Raw genomic sequence first — 18,701 nt, forward strand, 5'->3', positions numbered from 1 at the left:
TCTCCCGAGGCCGAGCTGCTCGCGAAGTTGGGCGGGAGACGGACCGGCTGCCAAGGCCCTGGCGAACGCCTCGACGTCGATTCCAGAGCCGGGGATCAGCCGGCTGAGGCTATCACCCACCATCCGGCGCCGCTCGAAAAAGGCCTTGTCTTCGCGGTTCTGGAAGACCGTGGCTACAGTCCAGCGCGCGGCGATCCGGTTGAGCGCGTAATAGATGGGGCGCAGTGCCAGGGCGAGCGGGGCATTCGACGAATGCAGCCAGCCCATCCCGTTGATCGTGCGGACCACCCGCATGTCGCCAGCGCGGCGAGCCGCCAGAGGAACGAGGAAATTCGGTTTCGTGTCGAAGCACTGGATCAGGTCGGGCCGCACCTCATCGAAGAGGCGTGTGAGCGTGGTTATCGCGCGCCAATCCGCCAGCGGGCTGGCGGACCGGTCGAAGTGAAAGGGGTAATAGGCGAGACCTGCCCGCGCAAAGGGTGCCGGGTCGCCGGTCCCGGCTGCGGATACACGGAAGCCCTGGCTGCGCAGCGCCAGGAGGAATTGGATCCGGAGATCGTGGTCCTCGCCTCCCACGAAAAGCAGGTGCGCGCTCATGAGATCACCGGCATCACGATGCGCGACCGGGGTGATGACGGTAGCCGTTCACGACCACGCCAATGCCGGCACCCGAGCTCAGGACCGATATCCCAATCGACCATTTGCAGATCCCCGTTCACGACAGCGCTTCGCTCTTGACCACTCGGCCAAACGGCCACGGTGGGCCAGAGAGGAGCCATAGGAGAGTCCCGCCTCGGCCAGGATCGGGACCGCCCATCTGGCGATCGGGGGCACGGGCACGGTAGCCCGCTGCCGGGGGCGCCCGTGAGATCCTTGATACGCTCCCTGGCGCGGAGCATGTCGGCGCGAAAGGCCGCATGGACGAGATTGGCGACCTTAGAAGGCCGCCTGGTATTCGGCCTAGGCGATGGCGCAGACCGGTCGCGGCTGGCGGTCGGCGGGCCAGTCCAGGACGTGGAAGGTTGTTTGCGCCTGGTGCTCCCTGAGGGTCTTGAGCACGCGCATCGTGTTGCACTCGACACCCGGGACTCACAGAGAACCCAAGTGCTTCGCTCGATGGCGCCCTTGGTGCTCTCGCAGTGGGACCAGCCTCCATGCCGATGGCTGTGGCGGCCACCGGTTCCGGAAGCGGTGATCGAGCGGATGTATCGGGTCGTTGCGGCTGCGCGCGCGTCACTCCCTCGTCCTCCCGGTCGCTGGCCTCAGGCTAGGTGCCTTGCAGCAACGATCAGGATAGGCGTAGGGGGTGGCCGAAAAGAATGACGCAGCCGTACTACCCCGCCCGGTTGAGGTGGTCCCTATCCATAGGGCAGCTTGACGGTCTGGGTAAGCTCGGTCCTAGTTTCCGTCAGGCGGCCAATGTCGTCACCCCATCTGCCCCGTGCCCAGTTGTGAGGCCTCCTTGCTCTGTCGCGAGGCTCAGGCGGCGTCTTCCAGGCGAACGAGACGCTGGATGTTGTAAGATCAGGCCCACTTCAGCCAGACGCGCTGGCCCCTGTGCCGCTTCGCGCGCCACTCGAAGCAGCGCGAGGGGTGCGTGAGAAAGAGGCCGGTGGAATCGAGCGCGACCTGGGATGCGCACCCGACGTCTCCTCGGGCGCAGTGGACGGTCCAAATCGTGAGTGATCTGGGACGCCCGGAGGCCGAACACGTGGCGGCGCGGACGGTATTTGTCAAAGAAGTTGTCCGGTGCCCATCAGGCGGCGTCTCTGATTTCGTGGTCGCTGATGTCGCGCTCGGGGTTGAGGCAGACGTCGCCGACCGGCGCCCAGTTTCGGATTTGGCGTGACCACCGCGCGGGGTTGGCGGCGCGAGCTTCGGTATAGAGCTCGGTCCGACGCTCGAGGAGCGCGCGATCCTCACCTGCATGCCGGGCGCTGGGCGTGACGAACTGGATCGCGCTGTGGCGGTGCTCGTGGTTGTACCAGGCCACAAAACGGGCGACCCAGTGTTGCGCGTCCTCCCTGCTGGCGAACCCCGATGCTGGCCAGTCCGGCCTGTACTTGCAGGTACGGAACAGGGCTTCGGAGAACGGGTTGTCGTCACTGACGCGGGCGGCTGTAGGAGGCGATGACGCCGAGCCGTTCGAGGGTGGCCTTCATGGTCGCGCCCTTCATCGGGCTGCCGTTGTCGGCGTGCAGGACGAGAGGGCGGGTGAGGCAGCCCTCGGCCCAGACCGCGCGGCGCACGAGCTCGGCGGCCAGCTCGGCGGCTTCGCGCTCGTGGACCTCCCAGCCGACAATCTTGCGGCTGTAGACGTCGAGGATGAGGTAGAGATAGAAGAACCCGCCCCGGATCGGGCCGGGCATCCAGGTGATGTCCCAGCTCCAGACTTCGCAGGGGCCGCGGGCGCGGTGACTGGTCGGCGGTTGGCGACGCGCCGGCGGCCTCGCCCGGCCACGGTGGTGCTGCTGACCCTCAGCCCGCAGGATGCGGTAGAAGCTTGCTTCCGAGGCGATGTAGCGGCCCTGGTCTGCGAGGCGGGGCACGATCTGACTTGGCGGCAGGCTCTTGAAGGCCTGGCTGTTGCAGGCCTCCAGCACGGCCTGGCGTTCCGCCTCGGACAGCCTGTTGCCCGGTGCTGGCCGAGGCGCCGTCGGGCGGCGGTCTTCGGGCGCGCCGTCCCGGGCCCGCCAGCGGCGACAGGTCCGTTCATCGAGCGCGAGTTCCGCACAGGCCTGGGCGCGGCGCGCGCCGGCCGCGACAGCCTGGTCGATCAGCGCCATGGCGTTCTGGCGATCTGGGGTGCTGATCATGCGTCCTCGCCGTCCCCCCCAGATCGCCGCGGCGTTTTTTCGCAGCACCAGCAGCGCCGCCGCCTCGGCCAGCGCCTTCTCCTTGCGCGCCAAGTCCCGCTCGATGGCCTTGATGGTAAGCGGCCGTTTGAGGCCCGTCTTCCCGCGATGTGGGTGAATGTGCTGGGTCAGTCTGGAGCAGCAGGCTTCCGGGTGACGTTATGGATAGCGTTAAGGACGACGCGAAGGGTGTCGGTTATCGGCGGGTCGAAGTTCTGACGGGGCCTGGCCGGCGGCGGAGTTGGTCTGACGACGAGAAAGCGAGGATCGTCGCTGAGACGGCGGAGTCCGGCGCGAAGGTGACCGAGGTTGCCCGTCGTTGGCAGGTAAGCCCGCAGCAGGTCTTCGATTGGCGCCGGCAAGCGCGTCGTGCGCTGGCGGAGGCCACTGCGCCGGTGACACCGAGCTTCGTGCCGGTCGTCTCCGGACCACCGGCCCCAACTCTTGAAGCGGGGGGTGCAACGGTGCGCCAGGCGCCCTCGATCGAGTTGCAGCTGGCCGGCGTGGTGCTGCGCATTGCGCCTGACACCGATGAGGCTCTGCTGACGACGGTGCTGCGCGCGATCCGGGCCTCGGCGGCATGATCGCGCTGCCGGCCGGTGTGCGGATCCTGCTGGCGAGCAAGCCAGTGGATTTCCGGAAGGGCGCCCACTCCCTTGCAGCGCTGGCAGCCGCGGAACTCGGCACCGATCCATTCTCGGGCGTGGTGCTGGTGTTCCGCTCGAAGCGATCCGACCGGGTGAAGATCCTGACCTGGGATGACAGCGGCCTGGTGCTGATCTGGAAGCAGCTGGAGGCAAACACCTTTCGCTGGCCGCCGATCGTGGATGGCACGCTGCGCCTGACCGCAGTCGAGTTCGCCGCGCTGTTCTCCGGGATCGATTGGCGACGCGTGCAGGCGACACGGGAGATTCCCAAACCGAGCGTGCCCGCATAGAATCGGCGGTACGATGCGCGCCGCGGACAACGACACGCCGACACTGCCGGAGGATCCCGCAGCACTGCGCGCGCTGCTGGTCGAGACACGGGTGCTGGTCGACACGCTGACTGCCGAGCGCAACACGCTGTCATCCAGATGCGGCAGCGTGACCGCCGAACGCGACGCGCTGGTCGAGCGGAACGAGCGTCTCCGCCACCTGCTGCTGAAGCTGCAGCGCCGGCAGTTCGGGCGGAAGTCGGAGCAGCTGACCGACGAGCAACTGCAGTTCGCCTTCGAGGAGATCGAGGCGACGCTGGCCGAGAATGCCGCGGAGGCGGGCAAGCAGTCGCCGGCGACCCGCGAGCAGCAGAAGCAGCGCCGCCGGGCCGGCCGCGGCCGCCTGCCCGCGCACCTGCCGGAGATCGAGCAGGTGCTGGCGCCGGAGGCGACGACCTGCCCCTGCTGCCAGGGCCCGCTGGTCGAGATCGGCAGCGACACCGCCAGGCGGCTGGACGTGATCCCCGCCCAGTTCCGGGTCCTCGTGACCAGGCGCCCGAAGCTGGCCTGCAGGGCCTGTCCCGGCGTCGTGCTGCAGGCGCCAGCACCCGCCCGCCTGGTCGAGGGCGGCATGCCGACCGAGGCGACGGTCGCGCATGTCCTGGTGTCGCGCTACGCGGATCACCTGCCCCTGTATCGGCAGGCGCAGATCCTGGCGCGCCAGGGGATCGAGATCGGCCGCGCGGTGCTTGCCGACTGGCTCGGCACGGCAGCCCGCGAGATCGCGCCCGTGGCGCGACGTATGCACGAGCTCCTGCAGACCTCGCCACGCCTGTTTGCGGACGAGACCACGATGCCGGTGCTCGACCCGGGGCGCGGTCAGACGAAGAAGGGCTATGCCTGGGCAATCGCCCGCGATGACCGGCCCTGGGGCGGCACCGATCCACCGGCTGTCGTGTTCCACTACGCGCCAGGCCGCGGCGCCAAGCATCCGAAGGCGCTGCTGGCCGATTACCAGGGCATCCTGCAATGCGATGGCTACGCCGCCTACAAGACGCTGGCCGCGGCCAAGGAGGGCATCACCCTCGCGTTCTGCTGGTCGCATGTACGAAGGGGGTTCATCGAGCTGGCCAAGGGCAACACCGCGCCGATCGCCACCGAGACGCTGCAGCGCATCGCCGCGCTCTACGCCATCGAGGCCGAAATCCGCGGCAAGCCGCCGGAGACCCGGCAGGCCGTCCGCCGGGCAAAGACCAAGCCACTGGTCGATGCGCTGTTCGCCTGGTTCGAGGACCAGCTCGCGCGCCTGCCCGGCGGCAGCCCGACCGCCAAGGCGATCCGCTATCCGCTGAACCACCGCGAGGGCCTGATCCAGTTCCTCGACGATGGCAGGATCGAGCTCGACACCAATGTGGTCGAGCGCGCCATCCGGCCCGTGTGCCTGAGCAGAAAGAACTCACTCTTTGCGTCCGGCGATGACGGCGGAACGCGGTGGTGCGCGGCAGCCTCGCTCGTCGAGACATGCAAACTGAATGGCGTCGACCCGCAGCGCTACTTCACCGACCTGCTTACCCACCTGGTCAATGGCTGGCCCAACGACCGTATCGACGAGCTGATGCCCTGGTGCTAGGCCGACTCGCAGGAGCCGCCCTCCTCAGCTGAGGGCGCCAAGGGTCCGTAGCCGCCGCTTACCCTTGATGCGCTTCTTCTCCTCCTTAGTCGCCTGGCCCAGCCGCTGGCTGCTGGCGCGGTCCCAGTCGTTGGCCTGCTCGCAGGCGGTCCGCCAGGCTTGGATCTGCTCGGGGTAGAGACCCCGCTGGCGGCAGTAGGCGGCGAGATCGGCCTCGTTCAGGGCGGCGGTCTCGAGAACGGCGGCGAACTTGTCGCGCGACGTCCAACCCTCCGGGCCGGCGTCGGCATCGGGCAGGAGCCGCCCCTGGCGGCGAGCCTCGCGGCGCCAGGTGTGCAGCGTTGCCTCGGAGATCCCTTCCTCCTTGGCCAGCTGCCGCAAGGGCACCGCGTTCGGCGGCTCCAGCTTCCTCAGAACCGCCGCGCGGCGTTCCGTCGAGTAGGCCAAATCATCCCTCCGTCCCGCCCCTCTGGAAATGAGAGATCATCTCAAGGCGCCGGACAACTTCCCTGCCATAGGGGGCGGACCCGAGAACTGCAGGAGGTCTTCCAGCCGGCGATAGGTCAAGCGCAACCGCTCGCGCGGCAGAAGCACGGCGAACAGGGCGGCCAGGCAAAGCGGTTCGGCGCCAGGGCCACGCGGCGGGCCACCGCCGTTGCGAGGCGGGCGAAGCGAAGCCATTCATCGTCCAGGATCCCAGACAGATGGGGCTTCGCGCCTCATCCCGCTCAGGTTCTCAGTTCGTCTGGGCCTTTGAAAGCGGGCAGGTAATTTCGGTATACGAAGCCACGGCCTCGGATCAAATCTGCCATGATGTGCATGTAGAGCGTGGCCTCGCGCCACCGCTTGAGCCACACCAGGATGAACCGCCCATTCAGTGATTTTGATAACGGAAGTACCTCACAGTCAAACAGGTCGTTCAACTCCATAAAATACAGGATGACCTTTTTATCGGCATCCTTGACCCGGAAGCGAACACGCTTGGAGATGCCAAGACTGTTCCAGTTGACCTGATTGATGCACATGAGGAAAACACGCGCCTGGGCGTGGATTTGAATCGGATTATCCTGATCATTCCAGCTATCGAGCTTGCGCCACCGCCTTCGGTAGAGATCCAGCTCGTAGGCTGAATCGCCCGCGTCGTTGTGTGCCACCAGCGTGATGGGTTTGCCCCGGAAAAGCCGCCGAATGACGAAGGGAGTTCCTGAGAAGAGCTCCTCAGCATATCGTCCGACCGAACTTTCCCGAAGGACGGCTTTGGCCTCCCGCCGAGCTGTCTTCTCCAGGGTGGTTGCCTTGGCCTGCTTATAGCGCTCCAGGTGGCCGCCCAAATCCGTATACCAATCCGTATCGCCCAGAATAAAACCAAGCTCATCGTCCCAACCATCACCGGGCGCGCAGACTACACATTCGGGCTCGGTGATACGGTGTTCCTCGAAATGGCGTTTTACGTTAATGCCTAGGTTGAGATATTTATTGAATTTCTCAGTTTCCGGATGAAGATAGCAGTTATTGCTGGCAAATGGGATGGCGTAGGTTGCCCTCACCGCCTGAGCAAATTCAGCGAATTCCGCGCTGTACTTTTTCTGGTCGTCGAGATGCCCGCCACCTCGGTCCATGATCTCGAAACACAGCCTTGCATTGGCCGAGCTGTGGCTGCGTAGCAGGAAGTCGATTTTGGGATGATTGCGCAGGATCTGCTGCAGCGGAGGCCCCATGATCTTGCAATCATTGGCATTCATGATCGTCTTGCCGTCCACTTCGATCATCAAGACGGAATCCGGGAAATACCCGAATTGATAGCTGGTGATCTGGAAATTGTCGTCAATCCGGAAGGGTTTGGCGTGGGCCAATTCGGTTATCCGGCTGAATCCCATTGCCTTCAGATCGTTGTAGATACGTCGGTCGGGTGTTTTAGGAACCAGGATATGGCGATCAAGACCTAATCTTCGGAGGGTTGGGCCGTGGAAATGATCCCAATGCATATGAGTAATGTAAATGAAATCAGGTTTGAGCCTCTCCACCAGACCGTCCGGAACAGGAGGGTAATTCCACCACGAGCGCCAATATGCTGACCCGACAAGCCAAGGATCGCATAATAGGCTGGTCTTCGAAGCTGCGACATTGAGGCATGCGTGACCAAGAATCCGGAACCTCATCGCCCGTTCTCCTAGGCTTTCAGCGTCTGGCCGGCCGCGCGAAATAGGCGGAAAAGACCGCGAGCAGATCCGGATGGTCACGGCCGTCCGCCATGGCGAGGCTCGGGCAGGCGCTTCGGGCCTGCGGCCCCCAGGAATAGGTCATGTCGAAAGGGCGGCGCGCGGGGGGGAACGAGTTCGTCCCAGACGGCGAGCATGGCCCGGGCCTCGTCCTCGGTGGGCAGGCGTTGATAGCCTGGCGCCGACGTGGTGCAGGACTGGCCGAAGGCCTGGAAGACCGGCACGATCCGCTCGGGCGCGATCCCAGCGGCCAGGGCCTGTCCGATGCGCTCGCGCATGGCTCCGAGGTCGCAGCCCGTCCTGACGTTCTTATGGTTGCAAGGATAGGGATTGATGCCGATGTAGTCTGCTGAATCCTTCAGAGCTGCGATTCGCCCGGGTAGCGCGACCCGTTGAGCACCACGATGAAGGTCTTGGCGCCGGGATGCATGGAGCGGATCAATGCACTGCGCTCGGCTACCCGCCGGGGCGCCTCCGGGCAGATGGACGGGTGCGGCTCATCGGCGATGAAGTAGATTCCGCTGAATCTCGGATGGCCGCGGACCGCCATGACAGCCGCCTTCAGCTGGGCATCGTCGAGGCGCCAGCTACACTCGTTTCGGCGACCATTGAAGCCGCTGCGGAGCCAGAGCACGCCCTTCATGCCCTCGGGCAGTCTGTCGAGGGCGGCGGGTGAGCTGATGTCTGCGAGATTGAACCCGACCCTGGCCGCACTTCCGTAGGCGCCGCGGAGATTAACGGCGTAATGCTGCCGTGGCCCGGGCTCGGACCGGGACGTCGCCGAACCTGTCAGGGACAGGATCAGGCCCGCAATGCCGAGCATTCCGATCCGTACGGGATTGCGTCGTGCAAGGCTCCGCACCGCATTCCTCCCTCATGATGATGAGCAGGAGCGCTGTTTCCCAGAAAGGAAAACGGCCCTGGGGACTGTGATCAGGCGGCAGGCGGCGGATGCGGGCCCGCAAGTCGGGCACGGCCGCGACCGCGCCGACCCCGACCAGGCTCGCCAGGGCATCAACCAGGCTCGGGTCGCGTCCGGGCGGGAAGTACTGGAGCCCCTCCGGAATGGCCGAGGCAGCAGAGAGGAGTGGGCTCCCCCGTGCCAGCGCCCCGATCGAGCGGCCGGCGGCCCAGTCCCGCAGGCAGCGTATCGCTCCGAGGCAGAAGCTGGCCCGGACGCCGTGGAGCGACAGCACCCGCCGCAGGGCATACGCGGGCGAACCTGCCTCCCCCCGCAAGCGGCATGCGGAGATGCCGGATTTCCGTGCACCTCGGAGGGAGGGGGGCGGTGCGCCACCTGCTCGGTTCGGCCCATTCGATCCGATCCCCTATGAGGTGCCCGCGCTGCTGCGATCCGGGGAGGCAGTGGGATACCGGCGGGCAGGATCGCCGGCACCCGGGTCGGCGCTCGGCATGGAGCCGTAGGTGGCGTGCCGGCGCAGATCGACCTGGGTCAGCACCGCACTCAGCGCCACGGGCTCGCCGCCCAGATGGCCAGCCTTGCGGATCTCCCGCATGGCGGCCTGCACGGTGTCCAACTCGGTCGCTCCCCATTTCAGAGCCAGGATCACATGGTCGGCGAGCGCGGCGAGCACCTGCGCCTCCGCATTGCCGATGAGCGGCGTGCCATCGATCACGATGCAGTCGTAGCGGCCCCGCATCGTGTTCAGCAGTTCGCGCAGCCGCTCGTCGGCTGTGAGGAGCAGGGGATCCACCTGTCCGCGCGACAGGGGAAGGTAGTCGATACCGAATTCCGAATTGCTGCGGATCGCCTCGGCCGGGGGCGTGCCTTGCAGAACCTCCAGCACGCCCGGGCCGGTGCCTGCCCCCAGGAGCCGACCGATCCCGGGACGGCGGAGGTCGAGATCGATCACGAGGACACTGCGCCGCAACAGCGCCGCATAGGCCGCAAAGCTGACCGCCAGAGCGGTCTTGCCCTCCCGGTCCACGCTAGAGGTGAAGAGGATGACCTTGCCGGGCCGGCGCTCCGCTGGAAGCCCGAGCATGGCCACCGTAATCGAGCGGATCGCCTTGGTGTAGGGTGCGAAGGGCTCAAGCAGCAACGCCCGCAGCGAGCGCAGTCTGCCGATGCGGCGCACCCGCGGCACCACGCCGATGCAGCGTAGGCCAAGCGCCGTCTCGACGTCGTGCTCTTGGCGCACGCGCCGGTCGGTTCGCTCGCGCAGAATGGCGAGCAGGCCGCCGGCAATGATTCCGGCCACGAATGCCGGCGGCACGAAGAAGATCGGATCCGGGGAACTCAGCTCATCGGGAGGGGCGGCGAGGGAGACGATCCTGACCTCCGGCCGGATGGTCTCGTCGCGCAGGTCTGCCTCTTGCTTCACCAGGGCCTCGTAGACCTGCGCTGCAGCCGCTGCCTCCAGGCGCAGTTCGCGCAGCCCCGCCTCCGCACTGCGGGCCCGGGCGCTCGCCTCCTGGAGGACGGCGAGCCGCTCTGTCAGATAACGCATGCGAGACGCAAGGATGACCGCATCCGCATCCAATTTCTGGGGAGGGCCGGAACCGCGCTGGCTGTCAGCGGGCCGCCCACCCATCACCGGCAGCATGACCTGGGGCCCACCGGGCAAGCCGTGGGTCGCCAAGTTGGAACTCGTGATCGAGAGGTGCCGGTTGATCTCGGCGATCTGCCCGTCGATCTGATCGATCCGGTCCGCATCGGCGAGCCCGTGCTCGACCCGGTACCCAGCCAGCGCTTCGGAGGCCCGTTTCAGGTCGGCACGCGCCTGGGGAATGCGTTGGCGCAGCGCCTCGAGCGCCCGGCCGCGGTCGAGCCGCCGGGCTTCGAGATTCTGCTCCAGGAAGAGCGTTGCGCTGCGGTTTGCGATGGCCGCCGCGAGGTCCGGGTCGGTCCAGGTGAAGGTGACGGCCACGACCCGCGATTGCCGCTCCTTGTAGGATTTCAGCTTGAGTCCGAGCTGATCCAGTTCCGGCATCTGCCTTGCCGGCGCGGAGTCCTCGGCCACCCCGGTGGGTGACTGCGGCTGCGCGTCTGCGAAGAGCCCAGCGAGGGTCCCCCATGCGGCTTCGGCCGCCACGGTCAGGATCGGCCTGGCAAACTCCGTGGGGGCAGGGTCCACCGGTTCGGCGACGAGACTGTCGTACAGACGCCGCAGATGCCCTGGGGAAACCAGGAGTTCGACCCAGGTCTCGACCGCGGCATCATCATAGCTATCCACGCGCTGCGCTACCTGCTGATCGAGAAGGAGTTGCGCCTTCGCCGTGTAGCGTGGTGGCAACAGCACGCCGAGCGTGAGACCGAGCGCGGTAAAGGTCAGCGTGGTGGCGGCGACCGCCCGCCAGCGCCGGCGCAGAATCTTCGGAATCTGACTGGTATGCGCCTGCACACTGTAGGTCTGGATCATGGCACCGCTTCCTTGCGGGCTACGAGAGCCCATGATCCCGGCTTCGTCGTCGTGCACGCCGATTCCAGGAGGCACAACACCAGACCGAACCAGAAGACCGGCTGGCGCACGATGAGGTGGAACATGCTGAAGGCCAAAAGGCCGCATAGCAGGCCTGCCATGCCGGCCAGCCGTGCGCGCCAGACGTCCCGGAACGTCGACAGGGAAAGCCAGACGAAGGCGCCGACGGCCAGGAGGCCGCCTTGGACGAACAGGTCGAGCAGCGTGTTGTGCGCCTCCCACTTGTTGGGCGGCGGGAGCTTGAAGGACTTGCTGACCAGTTGCGGTCCTGGGCCGAGGCCGATGAACCCCGAGTACACGCCGCGCTTGAGCGCCTCCTGCCAGAGGTCAAGCCGGGTGTCGCCCTGGTCGTTGTTGCTGTAGACGGCCTCCGAACTCTCCTCGATGCGCTCCAGCGTGGCCGCCGCAAAGGGCGCGAAGGCGGCAGCGGCGAGTGGCACAGCGAGAAGTCCGAACAGGACCGAAGCGCCCCGCAACGTCACCCCTGCCTCGAGGGTACGACTCCAGGCAAGGGCTGTGATCGCGACCCAGACCGAGCCTCCGATCAGTAGCGCCACTACGAAGGAATCGCTCTTCGTCGCGATTCCGACTGCGAGCGCCACGCCCGCGCAGACGAGCCCGGCGGCCGTCTCGCCGACCGAGCGCGCGGTCTGGATCAGGTACAAGGAGGCGAAGGTCGGGAAGACCACGACGAAGCCGAGTTGGTTGGGGTTTTCCGACCAGCCGCGGAAGCGGTCGTAGTTCCAGTATTCCAACCCCGGCAGGGGCAAGAGCCCGAAGCCGCCGGCGAGCTGCAAGAACAGGAATGCCGCGCCCAGGCCCGTGACCAGCCAGCAGGCGCGCCGACGGCGCCGGGCGTCGGCAAGTTCGAGGGAGATCATCATCCCAAGCGCCAGCATCAGGGAGTAAGCGAACACGTCGTGCAGCATCCCCGACACGTCCTGAAAAAGCTCGCCCGCCAATCCGGAGAGGAGTCCGATGGACTCGGCCAGTCCGAGTAGCGCCCAGAAGACCGCGATGCGCCGGAGGGCCGGATTGCCTGGGCCTGGCCCGCGGAGGAACCGGCCCATCGCGGAGAGCCCAAGCCAGGCGATCAGGAAGAATTCGCCAAAGCCCAACGGCACGCCATCCAGGCGAAGCTGGGTCGCCGGATACAGAGCCAGGCCGAGGCCAAGCAAGGCGTCACGGTACAATGCCGGTCTCCGTCGTGCCGCCGCAGGATCGATTGCGGAGCCAAGGAGCGTCGCACCATCGTTGGCGTCGGGACATCATTCTCCCGAGGTTCAAACAGGCTAAGGCGAAGTAGCCCGTTGGAAGTAAGCGGAGTGCGCGGCACCTCCACGGGATTTCCGGCAACCTGCCCCTCAGTGGCAATGATTACTGACGGCGTTCGAGCCTAAGAATACGACTCCGCGCCATTTCCTGGGCGGCACACCACGGAAGCTCCAAGGGAGAGGCAATCATGAAAGTGGTCATTCAATGTGGCGGTAAAGGGACACGTCTGCGCCCCTATACCATGGTGCTGCCCAAACCCCTGATGCCGGTCGCATCGAAGCCGGTCCTGGAGCTGCTGCTCAACTGGCTGCGTCGCAACAACGTCCGGGATGTCTACATCACGACCGGGTATCTCGGGCACCTTATCAAAAGTTTCTGCAACGGTGGGGAGCAGTGCAACCTGCGGATCAAGTACACCGCGGAGAAAGAGCCGCTTGGGACCATCGGGCCTTTGTCCATGCTCAGGGAGGAGCTCAACGAAACCTTCATGGTCGTCAACGGGGACGTGCTGACGGATCTCAGCATCAACACCTTCCTGGATTGCCATCGGCGCCATTCCAATTTCGTGACGGTCGCCACTGCTCTCCGCCGGACCAAGATGGATTTCGGCGTCATCGAGCAGACCAACGGGCACATTACGAATTTCAAGGAGAAGCCCGTGCTGACGAATCTGGTGAGCATGGGCATCTACTTGATGGAGCCGGAGGTCCTTTCCCACATTCCGGATGGCGTGCCCTTCGGCTTCGACGACCTGATCCTCTGCCTCCTCTCCGAGGGCATACCCACTGGCACCTTCCTGCATGACGGGCTGTGGCTCGATATCGGACGCCTGGAGGACTTCCAGACCGCGCAGAGTCTCGCCTGGGATGAGCAGCCACCCGCCTTCGAGAACGTCGCGGTGGTCGCCTGAGCGGGGCTCCCACACCAGCGGACCTCGCAGGAGAAGATGAAGATAAGGAGGAGGCGTCGATGTTGCTCGTAGCCCAGCCGGAACTCGGTGCCGCGGAAAAGCGCGCCCTGTGTGAGACGATCGATAGCGGATGGATCACCATGGGGCCTCGGGTTCAGGCCTTCGAGGAGGCCTTCGCGGCCCGGCACGGTGCCGCCGATGCAGTCGCAGTCGGCTCCTGCACCGCGGCTCTGCACCTGATCCTGGCCGCGCTCGATATCGGGCCGGGGGACGAGGTTCTGGCGCCTTCTCTCACTTTCGTAGCGACCACCAACAGCATCCTCTATGTCGGGGCGACGCCGGTCTTCGTCGATATTGACGCCCTAGATCGCCCCCTCCTCTCCCTGGCGGAGGCGGAGGCCAAGGTGACCCCGCGGACCAAGGCCATCATCCTGGTCCACTTCGCCGGCCGCCTCGCCGATCCCGCGCCCTGGCGCGAATTCGCCGAACGCCACGGCCTGTACCTGGTCGAGGACGCGGCACATGTCATCGGCGTCGAGGGGGTCGGGACATATGGTGAGGCCGCCGCCTTCAGCTTCTACGGCAACAAGAACATGACCACGGCGGAAGGCGGGATGGTGCTGTCGCGCTCACCCGAGCTTCTGGAGCGCATCCGCCGCATGCGCGGCCATGGCATGACGAGCGGCACCTTCGAGCGCGTGAGCAAGCGCGAGGCGGGCTACGACGTAACCATGCTTGGCTACAACTACCGCATGGACGAACTCAGGGCCGCAATCGGCCTCGTCCAGCTGGAGCAGCTCCCCGCCTGGAACGAGCGGCGGCGGGCCCTGCGGGCCGCCTATGCGAATGAGTTGGGGCGGGTCTGCCCCGCGGTGCTCGTCCCCTTCGACGATGATGGCCCATCGGCGAACCACATCATGCCGGTCCTGCTGCCGCGAGGCGTCTCGTCCCGGGCCGTCGCGGCCTTCATGCGCGAGGCCAAGGTGCAGACCACGATGCACTACCCGGCGATCCACCAGCTCTCCTATTACCGGGACCGCTTCCCGGGCCTGTCCCTGCCGGTGACCGAGGAGTTCTGCGAGCGCGAGATCACCCTGCCGCTCCACCCGAGCATGGGGCAGGGGCAGGTCACGGAGGTCGCGGAGATCCTCGCTGCGGCGATTCGGGGCCAGGGGTGACAGCGCCATGTCCCCGTCCCCCCATTCGCCTCGCCCCGCCCCCACGGGGAGCCGCGCGCTTGATCTGGTGGCCGCCGGACTCGGCATCCTTCTCACCGGCCCGCTGATGCTACTCATCATGCTGACGATCCTGGTCGAGAGCGGATCGCCCGTCTTCTTCACCCAGACCCGGCTGGGGCAGGGTGGCCGGCACTTCCGGATCCTCAAATTCCGCAAATTCGGGAAAAGCTCCGAGGAGGCCGGGCTGCCGCTCACGATGCACCAGGACGCGCGCCTCTCGCATGTCGGCCGTCTCCTGGTGGCGAGCAAGCTGGACGAGCTGCCGCAGCTCTTCAATGTCCTGAAAGGCGATATGTCGCTCGTCGGCCCGAGGCCGGAGAGCCTCACCTTTTCGGACTGCTTCGCCGGCGATTACCGAGCCGTGCTCGCCTATCGCCCGGGCATCTTCGGGCCGAGCCAGGTCGCGTTCCGCAACGAATGCACGCTCTATCCGCCGAATTCGGAGCCGACCCGCTTCTATCGGGAGGTCCTGTTCCCGCACAAGGCCCAGCTCGACCTGTCCTACTACCCGCATCGCACGCTCCGTTCCGACTGCGCCTGGATCGCGCGCGGTGTGCTCGCCGTGGCGGAACTCGACCGCGGTCCGGCCGCCGTGCCCCTCCTCGTTTTCCCTAACGGCAACTCCCTTGCGGAGGGCCGCGCGGGAACGGGCGAGCGGAGCTGATGCGGCTCTCGGTTCCACACGGCGAATCCCGGGGGAAACCAGAATGGACGAGATCATCAGACAACTCGCGGTGGGCTATAAGGGGCTGAATGTCCTGGTCACGGGCGCCGATGGCTTCATCGGCTCCCACCTCGCCGAGCTGCTGGCGCGCTGCGGCGCGAATGTCACGGCGCTCAGCCTCTACAATTCCTTCGACACGCATGGCTGGCTGGACGACCTGCCGGCGGAGGTGCGCGACGGCCTCCACGCCGTGCGCGGCGATGTGCGCGACGCGGCCTTCATCCACCGCCTGGTGGCCCATCAGGACATCGTGTTCCATCTGGCGGCGCTGATCGCCATTCCCCATTCCTACGCGGCCGCCCAATCCTATGTGGAGACGAACGTTCTCGGGACTCTCAACGTGCTGGAGGCCGCGCGGGCGCATGGCATCATGCGCGTGGTCCACACCTCCACGAGCGAGGTCTATGGCACCGCGCTGACCACGCCGATCGCGGAGACCCATCCGCTGCAGGGACAATCCCCCTACTCGGCCTCGAAGATCGGGGCCGACATGATGGCGGAAGCCTATGCCCGCTCCTTCGGGCTGCCGGTCGCGATCCTGCGCCCCTTCAACACCTTCGGGCCGCGCCAGAGCGAGCGGGCCGTCATCGGGAGCATCCTGCGCCAGGCGCTCGATCCACGAGTGCCGACGATCCGGGTCGGCGATCTCTCGACGATCCGCGACTTCACCTTCGTCGAGGATACGGCAATGGCTTTCCTCACGATCGGGAACGATCCGCGGGTCGAGTGCGGCACTCCCTACAACGCCGGCAGCGGACGCGCCGTGACGATCGCCGAATTGGCCGACCTGACGGCCGAGGTGACCGGCAGCAACAAGCCGATCGAGACCGAGCCCCAGCGGGTGCGGCCCGAGCGGTCGGAGGTGCGCGAGCTCCTGGCCGATGCGAGCCGCTTCGCAGCTGCGACAGGCTGGCGCCCGCGCATCAGCCTGCGCGAGGGCTTGGCCCGTACGGCGCAGTGGTGGCGCGGCCGGCTGGAGAATGGGCGCGTGCGCCGCGAGCGGGACTACGTCACCTGACCTGTCCCGCCGCTCCCTCAAGAGGGGTAGGCACGCCTACCCCCGAAGTCCCGTGGCGGCACGGATTGGCCGATCTAAGCTTGCCCCCTCGCAATCATGCCGTGCTGCGGCAGATTTTTGGGATCGTGCGCATGACCATCCCGCCTCGTCCCGGCCTCCGTCCGGTCCCGCATTGGTCCCTCCGCTCCGCCGGCCTCCGGGAACCTGCTGTGGGACCTTCGCGCGCTCTTCTGTGCAGCTCGGTCTGCCTCGCCGCCCTGCTTTCCCTGGTGCCTCTGTCCGCCCGCGGCGCGGACTACCGGTTGCAGGCCGGCGATGTGGTCGAGATTTCCGTAGCAGGGGCGCCCGACCTTCGCCAGCGCGTGCCGGTGCAGCTCGACGGGACCCTCGCCCTTCCAGTGGCCGGTCGGATTCCCGCCGCGGGCACAACCCTTGCCGAGGTGCAGGCGCGCATCCAGATGGCCCTGGCCAGCACGGCATTGCGCAGCTACACGGCGGACGGGCGAGAGATGCTGCGCATCTTCGAGCGCGACCAGATCTCGGCCTCGGTGGTCGAGTACCGGCCGGTTTTCGTCAGCGGCAACGTGGTGCGTCCAGGCGAGCAGGCATTCCGGCCTCGCATGACGGTCCGTCAGGCATGGGCCTCCGCGGGCGGCTCTGCCACAGGGCGGCTCGAGGCGGGAGCGGCCGGCGAGGCCGCCCAGCTACGCGCGGACTATGTTGCGAACTGGATCAGCCTCGCGGCGTGGCACGCCCGCGTCTGGCGCCTCAAAGCGGAGCTCGGGGAAGAGACCGCCTTCGACCGCGCCGCCCTGCCTCCGGCACCGGTATCGGAGCCGATCCTGGAGCAGCTCCTGGCGCGGGAAGCGGAGTATCGCAAGACCCGCCAATCCGACCGCGCTCGCGAGGAAGCCTATCTGCGTGACGCCATCGCGGAGGCGGACAGGCAGATCGCTGCGCTGACCTCCCGGCAGGGTCAGGAGGAGGAGGGTGTCGAGGCCGATACGGCGGAATTCCAACGGGCGACGCGGCTCCTGAGGCAGGGTCTCCTCACGAATTCCCGGGTGGTCGATACCCGCCGGGTCCTGCTGTTCTCCTCGACCCGCGAGTTGCAGACTGCGGTCCAGCTCATCACCGTCCGCCGCCAGCGCATCGAGCTTCAGCACGATCTCGAACGGGTTGACGATCAGCGCCGGATCCATCTGCTCGAGGAACTCCAGGAAGCTTCGCTGAAATTGTCGAGCGACCGCGTGCGTCTCGAGGCTGTGGAGGAAAAGCTCAGGCTCGCCGGCATGCCGCTCCCGCGCGGCAGTGAAGCGGGTGATATGACGATCACCCTGGTGCGGACGGGCGAGAACGGCTCGATCATGATCCCGGCAAACATGGACACCGAGCTGCAGCCGGGCGATGTCGTCGATATCGGCCGCGGCCCGGGGCCGGCGGAGCTGCTCGGAGAGGGGCAGCTCGCCGAATCGCGCCGCAGGCGGTCAATGCTGGCCGCCGCCGGCCCGGATACCCCGGGCGCCAGCCGCGAGTCCGCCGGCGCACCACACCGGCCGGCACCGCCATCCCTCGCCGTTACTGTGGCGATGGCATCCGAGGCGTCCCCTGGCACTGCGCCACCTCCGGCCAGGATGGCCACCAATGCCAGGCCGCCAATGGTGGCGGCGGGCGCGACCGCCGGGGCCACGGCACCGGTCCCGAGGGCGGACGAAGGGCCGCCCAGCCTCGCCCCCAGGGAAACGGGCATGGCTCGTCGGCCGAAGGCAGCGCCGATGGCCTCCGCTGACACCACTGCCTCCGCCGGAGCGGCCCCGGCACAGCCCTCAGCTCGGGGGAAGCCGGCCGATCCGGCACCAAAGGCAGCCGCGCTCCCGCTCGCTTCGGCCGTGGGCCACGTGCGGCCGGAGCCGGCGGCGGATCAACCCAGCCGCTCCGAACCGGAACAGGCCATGATCGCTGCGCTGCTCCGGCGAGGCCATGCCCTCCTCGCGCTCGGCGATATCTCCGGCGCACGGCGCTTCTTCGAGCGCGCCGCCCTGTCCGGCAGCGCCGAGGGAGCGCTCGCTGCCGGCGGCACGCATGATCCGATCGCCCTTGGGCGCCTTCGTGCTGTCGGCATCCAGCCCGATCCGGCGGCCGCCGCCGCCTGGTACCGCCGCGCCACGGAGCTCGGCGCGGCGGATGCCGAGATTCGCCTCGCCGCACTCAACAGGGCGATGCCGTGACTGCGCCAAGGCCGCGTCGCATCCTGCTCCAGGCATTTGCCCTGACGGTCGCAGCGGGTGGGCTGGCGAGAACGGCCCGGTCATGATCCCGGCGGACATGGACACCGAACTGGGGCCGGGCAACGTCGTCGATACCGACTGCGGCCCGGAGCCGGGGAGATGCCTGGAGAGGGGCCGCGCACCGGACCGCGCGACACGGGTGATCGAGGCACCTGCACTGACGCCGCGCTGAGGGGACGAAGCGG

At 66.9% G+C, this 18,701-nt stretch carries 15 protein-coding genes and 2 pseudogenes; 9 read left to right on the forward strand and 8 right to left on the reverse strand.

Translation table 11 applies throughout. From position 1 onward, the window contains the following. Window positions 1-150: 150 nt before the first annotated feature. A pseudogene (locus KSF81_RS32045) lies at window positions 151-597 on the reverse strand (glycosyltransferase); the annotation flags it as partial. Window positions 598-1,846: 1,249 nt separating this feature from the next. Next, window positions 1,847-2,930: pseudogene (locus KSF81_RS10930) on the reverse strand (IS3 family transposase); the annotation flags it as partial. Between the two features lie 86 nt (window positions 2,931-3,016). Between KSF81_RS10930 and tnpA the strand changes: the two are divergent. The 3 genes from tnpA to tnpC are packed head-to-tail and all read left to right on the forward strand — an operon-like array spanning window position 3,017 to window position 5,401. Further along, a complete protein-coding gene (gene tnpA / locus KSF81_RS10935) occupies window positions 3,017-3,439 on the forward strand; it encodes an IS66-like element accessory protein TnpA (protein WP_217378047.1) in 423 nt (140 codons plus the stop codon). Further along, window positions 3,436-3,792, forward strand: coding sequence for an IS66 family insertion sequence element accessory protein TnpB (tnpB, locus tag KSF81_RS10940; protein ID WP_217378046.1), 357 nt, complete (start codon window positions 3,436-3,438; stop codon window positions 3,790-3,792). Before tnpA ends, tnpB begins: the two co-directional genes overlap by 4 nt. A 13-nt stretch (window positions 3,793-3,805) precedes the next feature. Further along, on the forward strand, window positions 3,806-5,401 hold the full coding sequence (tnpC, locus tag KSF81_RS10945; RefSeq protein ID WP_254453463.1) for an IS66 family transposase: 1,596 nt from the start codon (window positions 3,806-3,808) through the stop codon (window positions 5,399-5,401). A gap of 24 nt (window positions 5,402-5,425) precedes the next feature. Here tnpC and KSF81_RS10950 read toward each other — a convergent pair whose 3' ends face one another. The 6 genes from KSF81_RS10950 to KSF81_RS10975 form a co-directional block, all read right to left on the reverse strand. Then, window positions 5,426-5,848, reverse strand: a complete 423-nt coding sequence (locus KSF81_RS10950; protein ID WP_217379005.1) for a hypothetical protein — start codon at window positions 5,846-5,848, stop codon at window positions 5,426-5,428. Between the two features lie 281 nt (window positions 5,849-6,129). After that, on the reverse strand, window positions 6,130-7,560 hold the full coding sequence (locus KSF81_RS10955; RefSeq protein WP_217379006.1) for an MBL fold metallo-hydrolase: 1,431 nt from the start codon (window positions 7,558-7,560) through the stop codon (window positions 6,130-6,132). 77 nt (window positions 7,561-7,637) lie between these two features. Continuing rightward, the gene (locus KSF81_RS10960; RefSeq protein WP_217379007.1) at window positions 7,638-7,898 is read right to left on the reverse strand and encodes a hypothetical protein; all 261 of its coding nucleotides are present in this window, start codon (window positions 7,896-7,898) and stop codon (window positions 7,638-7,640) included. An 80-nt stretch (window positions 7,899-7,978) separates the two neighbouring features. Then, the gene (locus KSF81_RS10965; RefSeq protein ID WP_217379008.1) at window positions 7,979-8,443 is read right to left on the reverse strand and encodes a hypothetical protein; all 465 of its coding nucleotides are present in this window, start codon (window positions 8,441-8,443) and stop codon (window positions 7,979-7,981) included. A 505-nt stretch (window positions 8,444-8,948) separates the two neighbouring features. Further along, complete coding sequence (locus KSF81_RS10970) at window positions 8,949-11,003, reverse strand: polysaccharide biosynthesis tyrosine autokinase (protein ID WP_217379009.1); 2,055 nt, start codon at window positions 11,001-11,003, stop codon at window positions 8,949-8,951. Further along, the gene (locus KSF81_RS10975; protein ID WP_217379010.1) at window positions 11,000-12,256 is read right to left on the reverse strand and encodes an O-antigen ligase; all 1,257 of its coding nucleotides are present in this window, start codon (window positions 12,254-12,256) and stop codon (window positions 11,000-11,002) included. Before KSF81_RS10975 ends, KSF81_RS10970 begins: the two co-directional genes overlap by 4 nt. A gap of 269 nt (window positions 12,257-12,525) precedes the next feature. On the opposite strand from KSF81_RS10975, the gene KSF81_RS10980 reads away from it, so the two are divergent. The 6 genes from KSF81_RS10980 (at window position 12,526) to KSF81_RS30920 (ending at window position 18,688) form a co-directional block, all read left to right on the forward strand. Then, a complete protein-coding gene (locus tag KSF81_RS10980; RefSeq protein WP_217379011.1) occupies window positions 12,526-13,248 on the forward strand; it encodes a sugar phosphate nucleotidyltransferase in 723 nt (240 codons plus the stop codon). A 59-nt stretch (window positions 13,249-13,307) separates the two neighbouring features. After that, complete coding sequence (locus KSF81_RS10985; RefSeq protein WP_217379012.1) at window positions 13,308-14,426, forward strand: DegT/DnrJ/EryC1/StrS aminotransferase family protein; 1,119 nt, start codon at window positions 13,308-13,310, stop codon at window positions 14,424-14,426. A 7-nt stretch (window positions 14,427-14,433) separates the two neighbouring features. Then, window positions 14,434-15,150 carry a sugar transferase gene (locus KSF81_RS10990; RefSeq protein WP_256444256.1) on the forward strand — a complete coding sequence of 239 codons (717 nt, stop codon included), beginning with the start codon at window positions 14,434-14,436 and terminating at the stop codon, window positions 15,148-15,150. A 43-nt stretch (window positions 15,151-15,193) separates the two neighbouring features. Continuing rightward, on the forward strand, window positions 15,194-16,228 hold the full coding sequence (locus tag KSF81_RS10995; RefSeq protein WP_217379014.1) for an SDR family NAD(P)-dependent oxidoreductase: 1,035 nt from the start codon (window positions 15,194-15,196) through the stop codon (window positions 16,226-16,228). 209 nt (window positions 16,229-16,437) lie between these two features. Further along, window positions 16,438-18,456, forward strand: coding sequence for a polysaccharide biosynthesis/export family protein (locus tag KSF81_RS11000; protein WP_217379015.1), 2,019 nt, complete (start codon window positions 16,438-16,440; stop codon window positions 18,454-18,456). Window positions 18,457-18,553: 97 nt separating this feature from the next. Continuing rightward, window positions 18,554-18,688 carry a hypothetical protein gene (locus tag KSF81_RS30920; RefSeq protein ID WP_256444257.1) on the forward strand — a complete coding sequence of 45 codons (135 nt, stop codon included), beginning with the start codon at window positions 18,554-18,556 and terminating at the stop codon, window positions 18,686-18,688. The last annotated feature ends 13 nt before the right edge of the window (window positions 18,689-18,701 follow it).

The organism is Siccirubricoccus sp. G192 (assembly GCF_019084075.1).
Classification (GTDB): domain Bacteria; phylum Pseudomonadota; class Alphaproteobacteria; order Acetobacterales; family Acetobacteraceae; genus G192.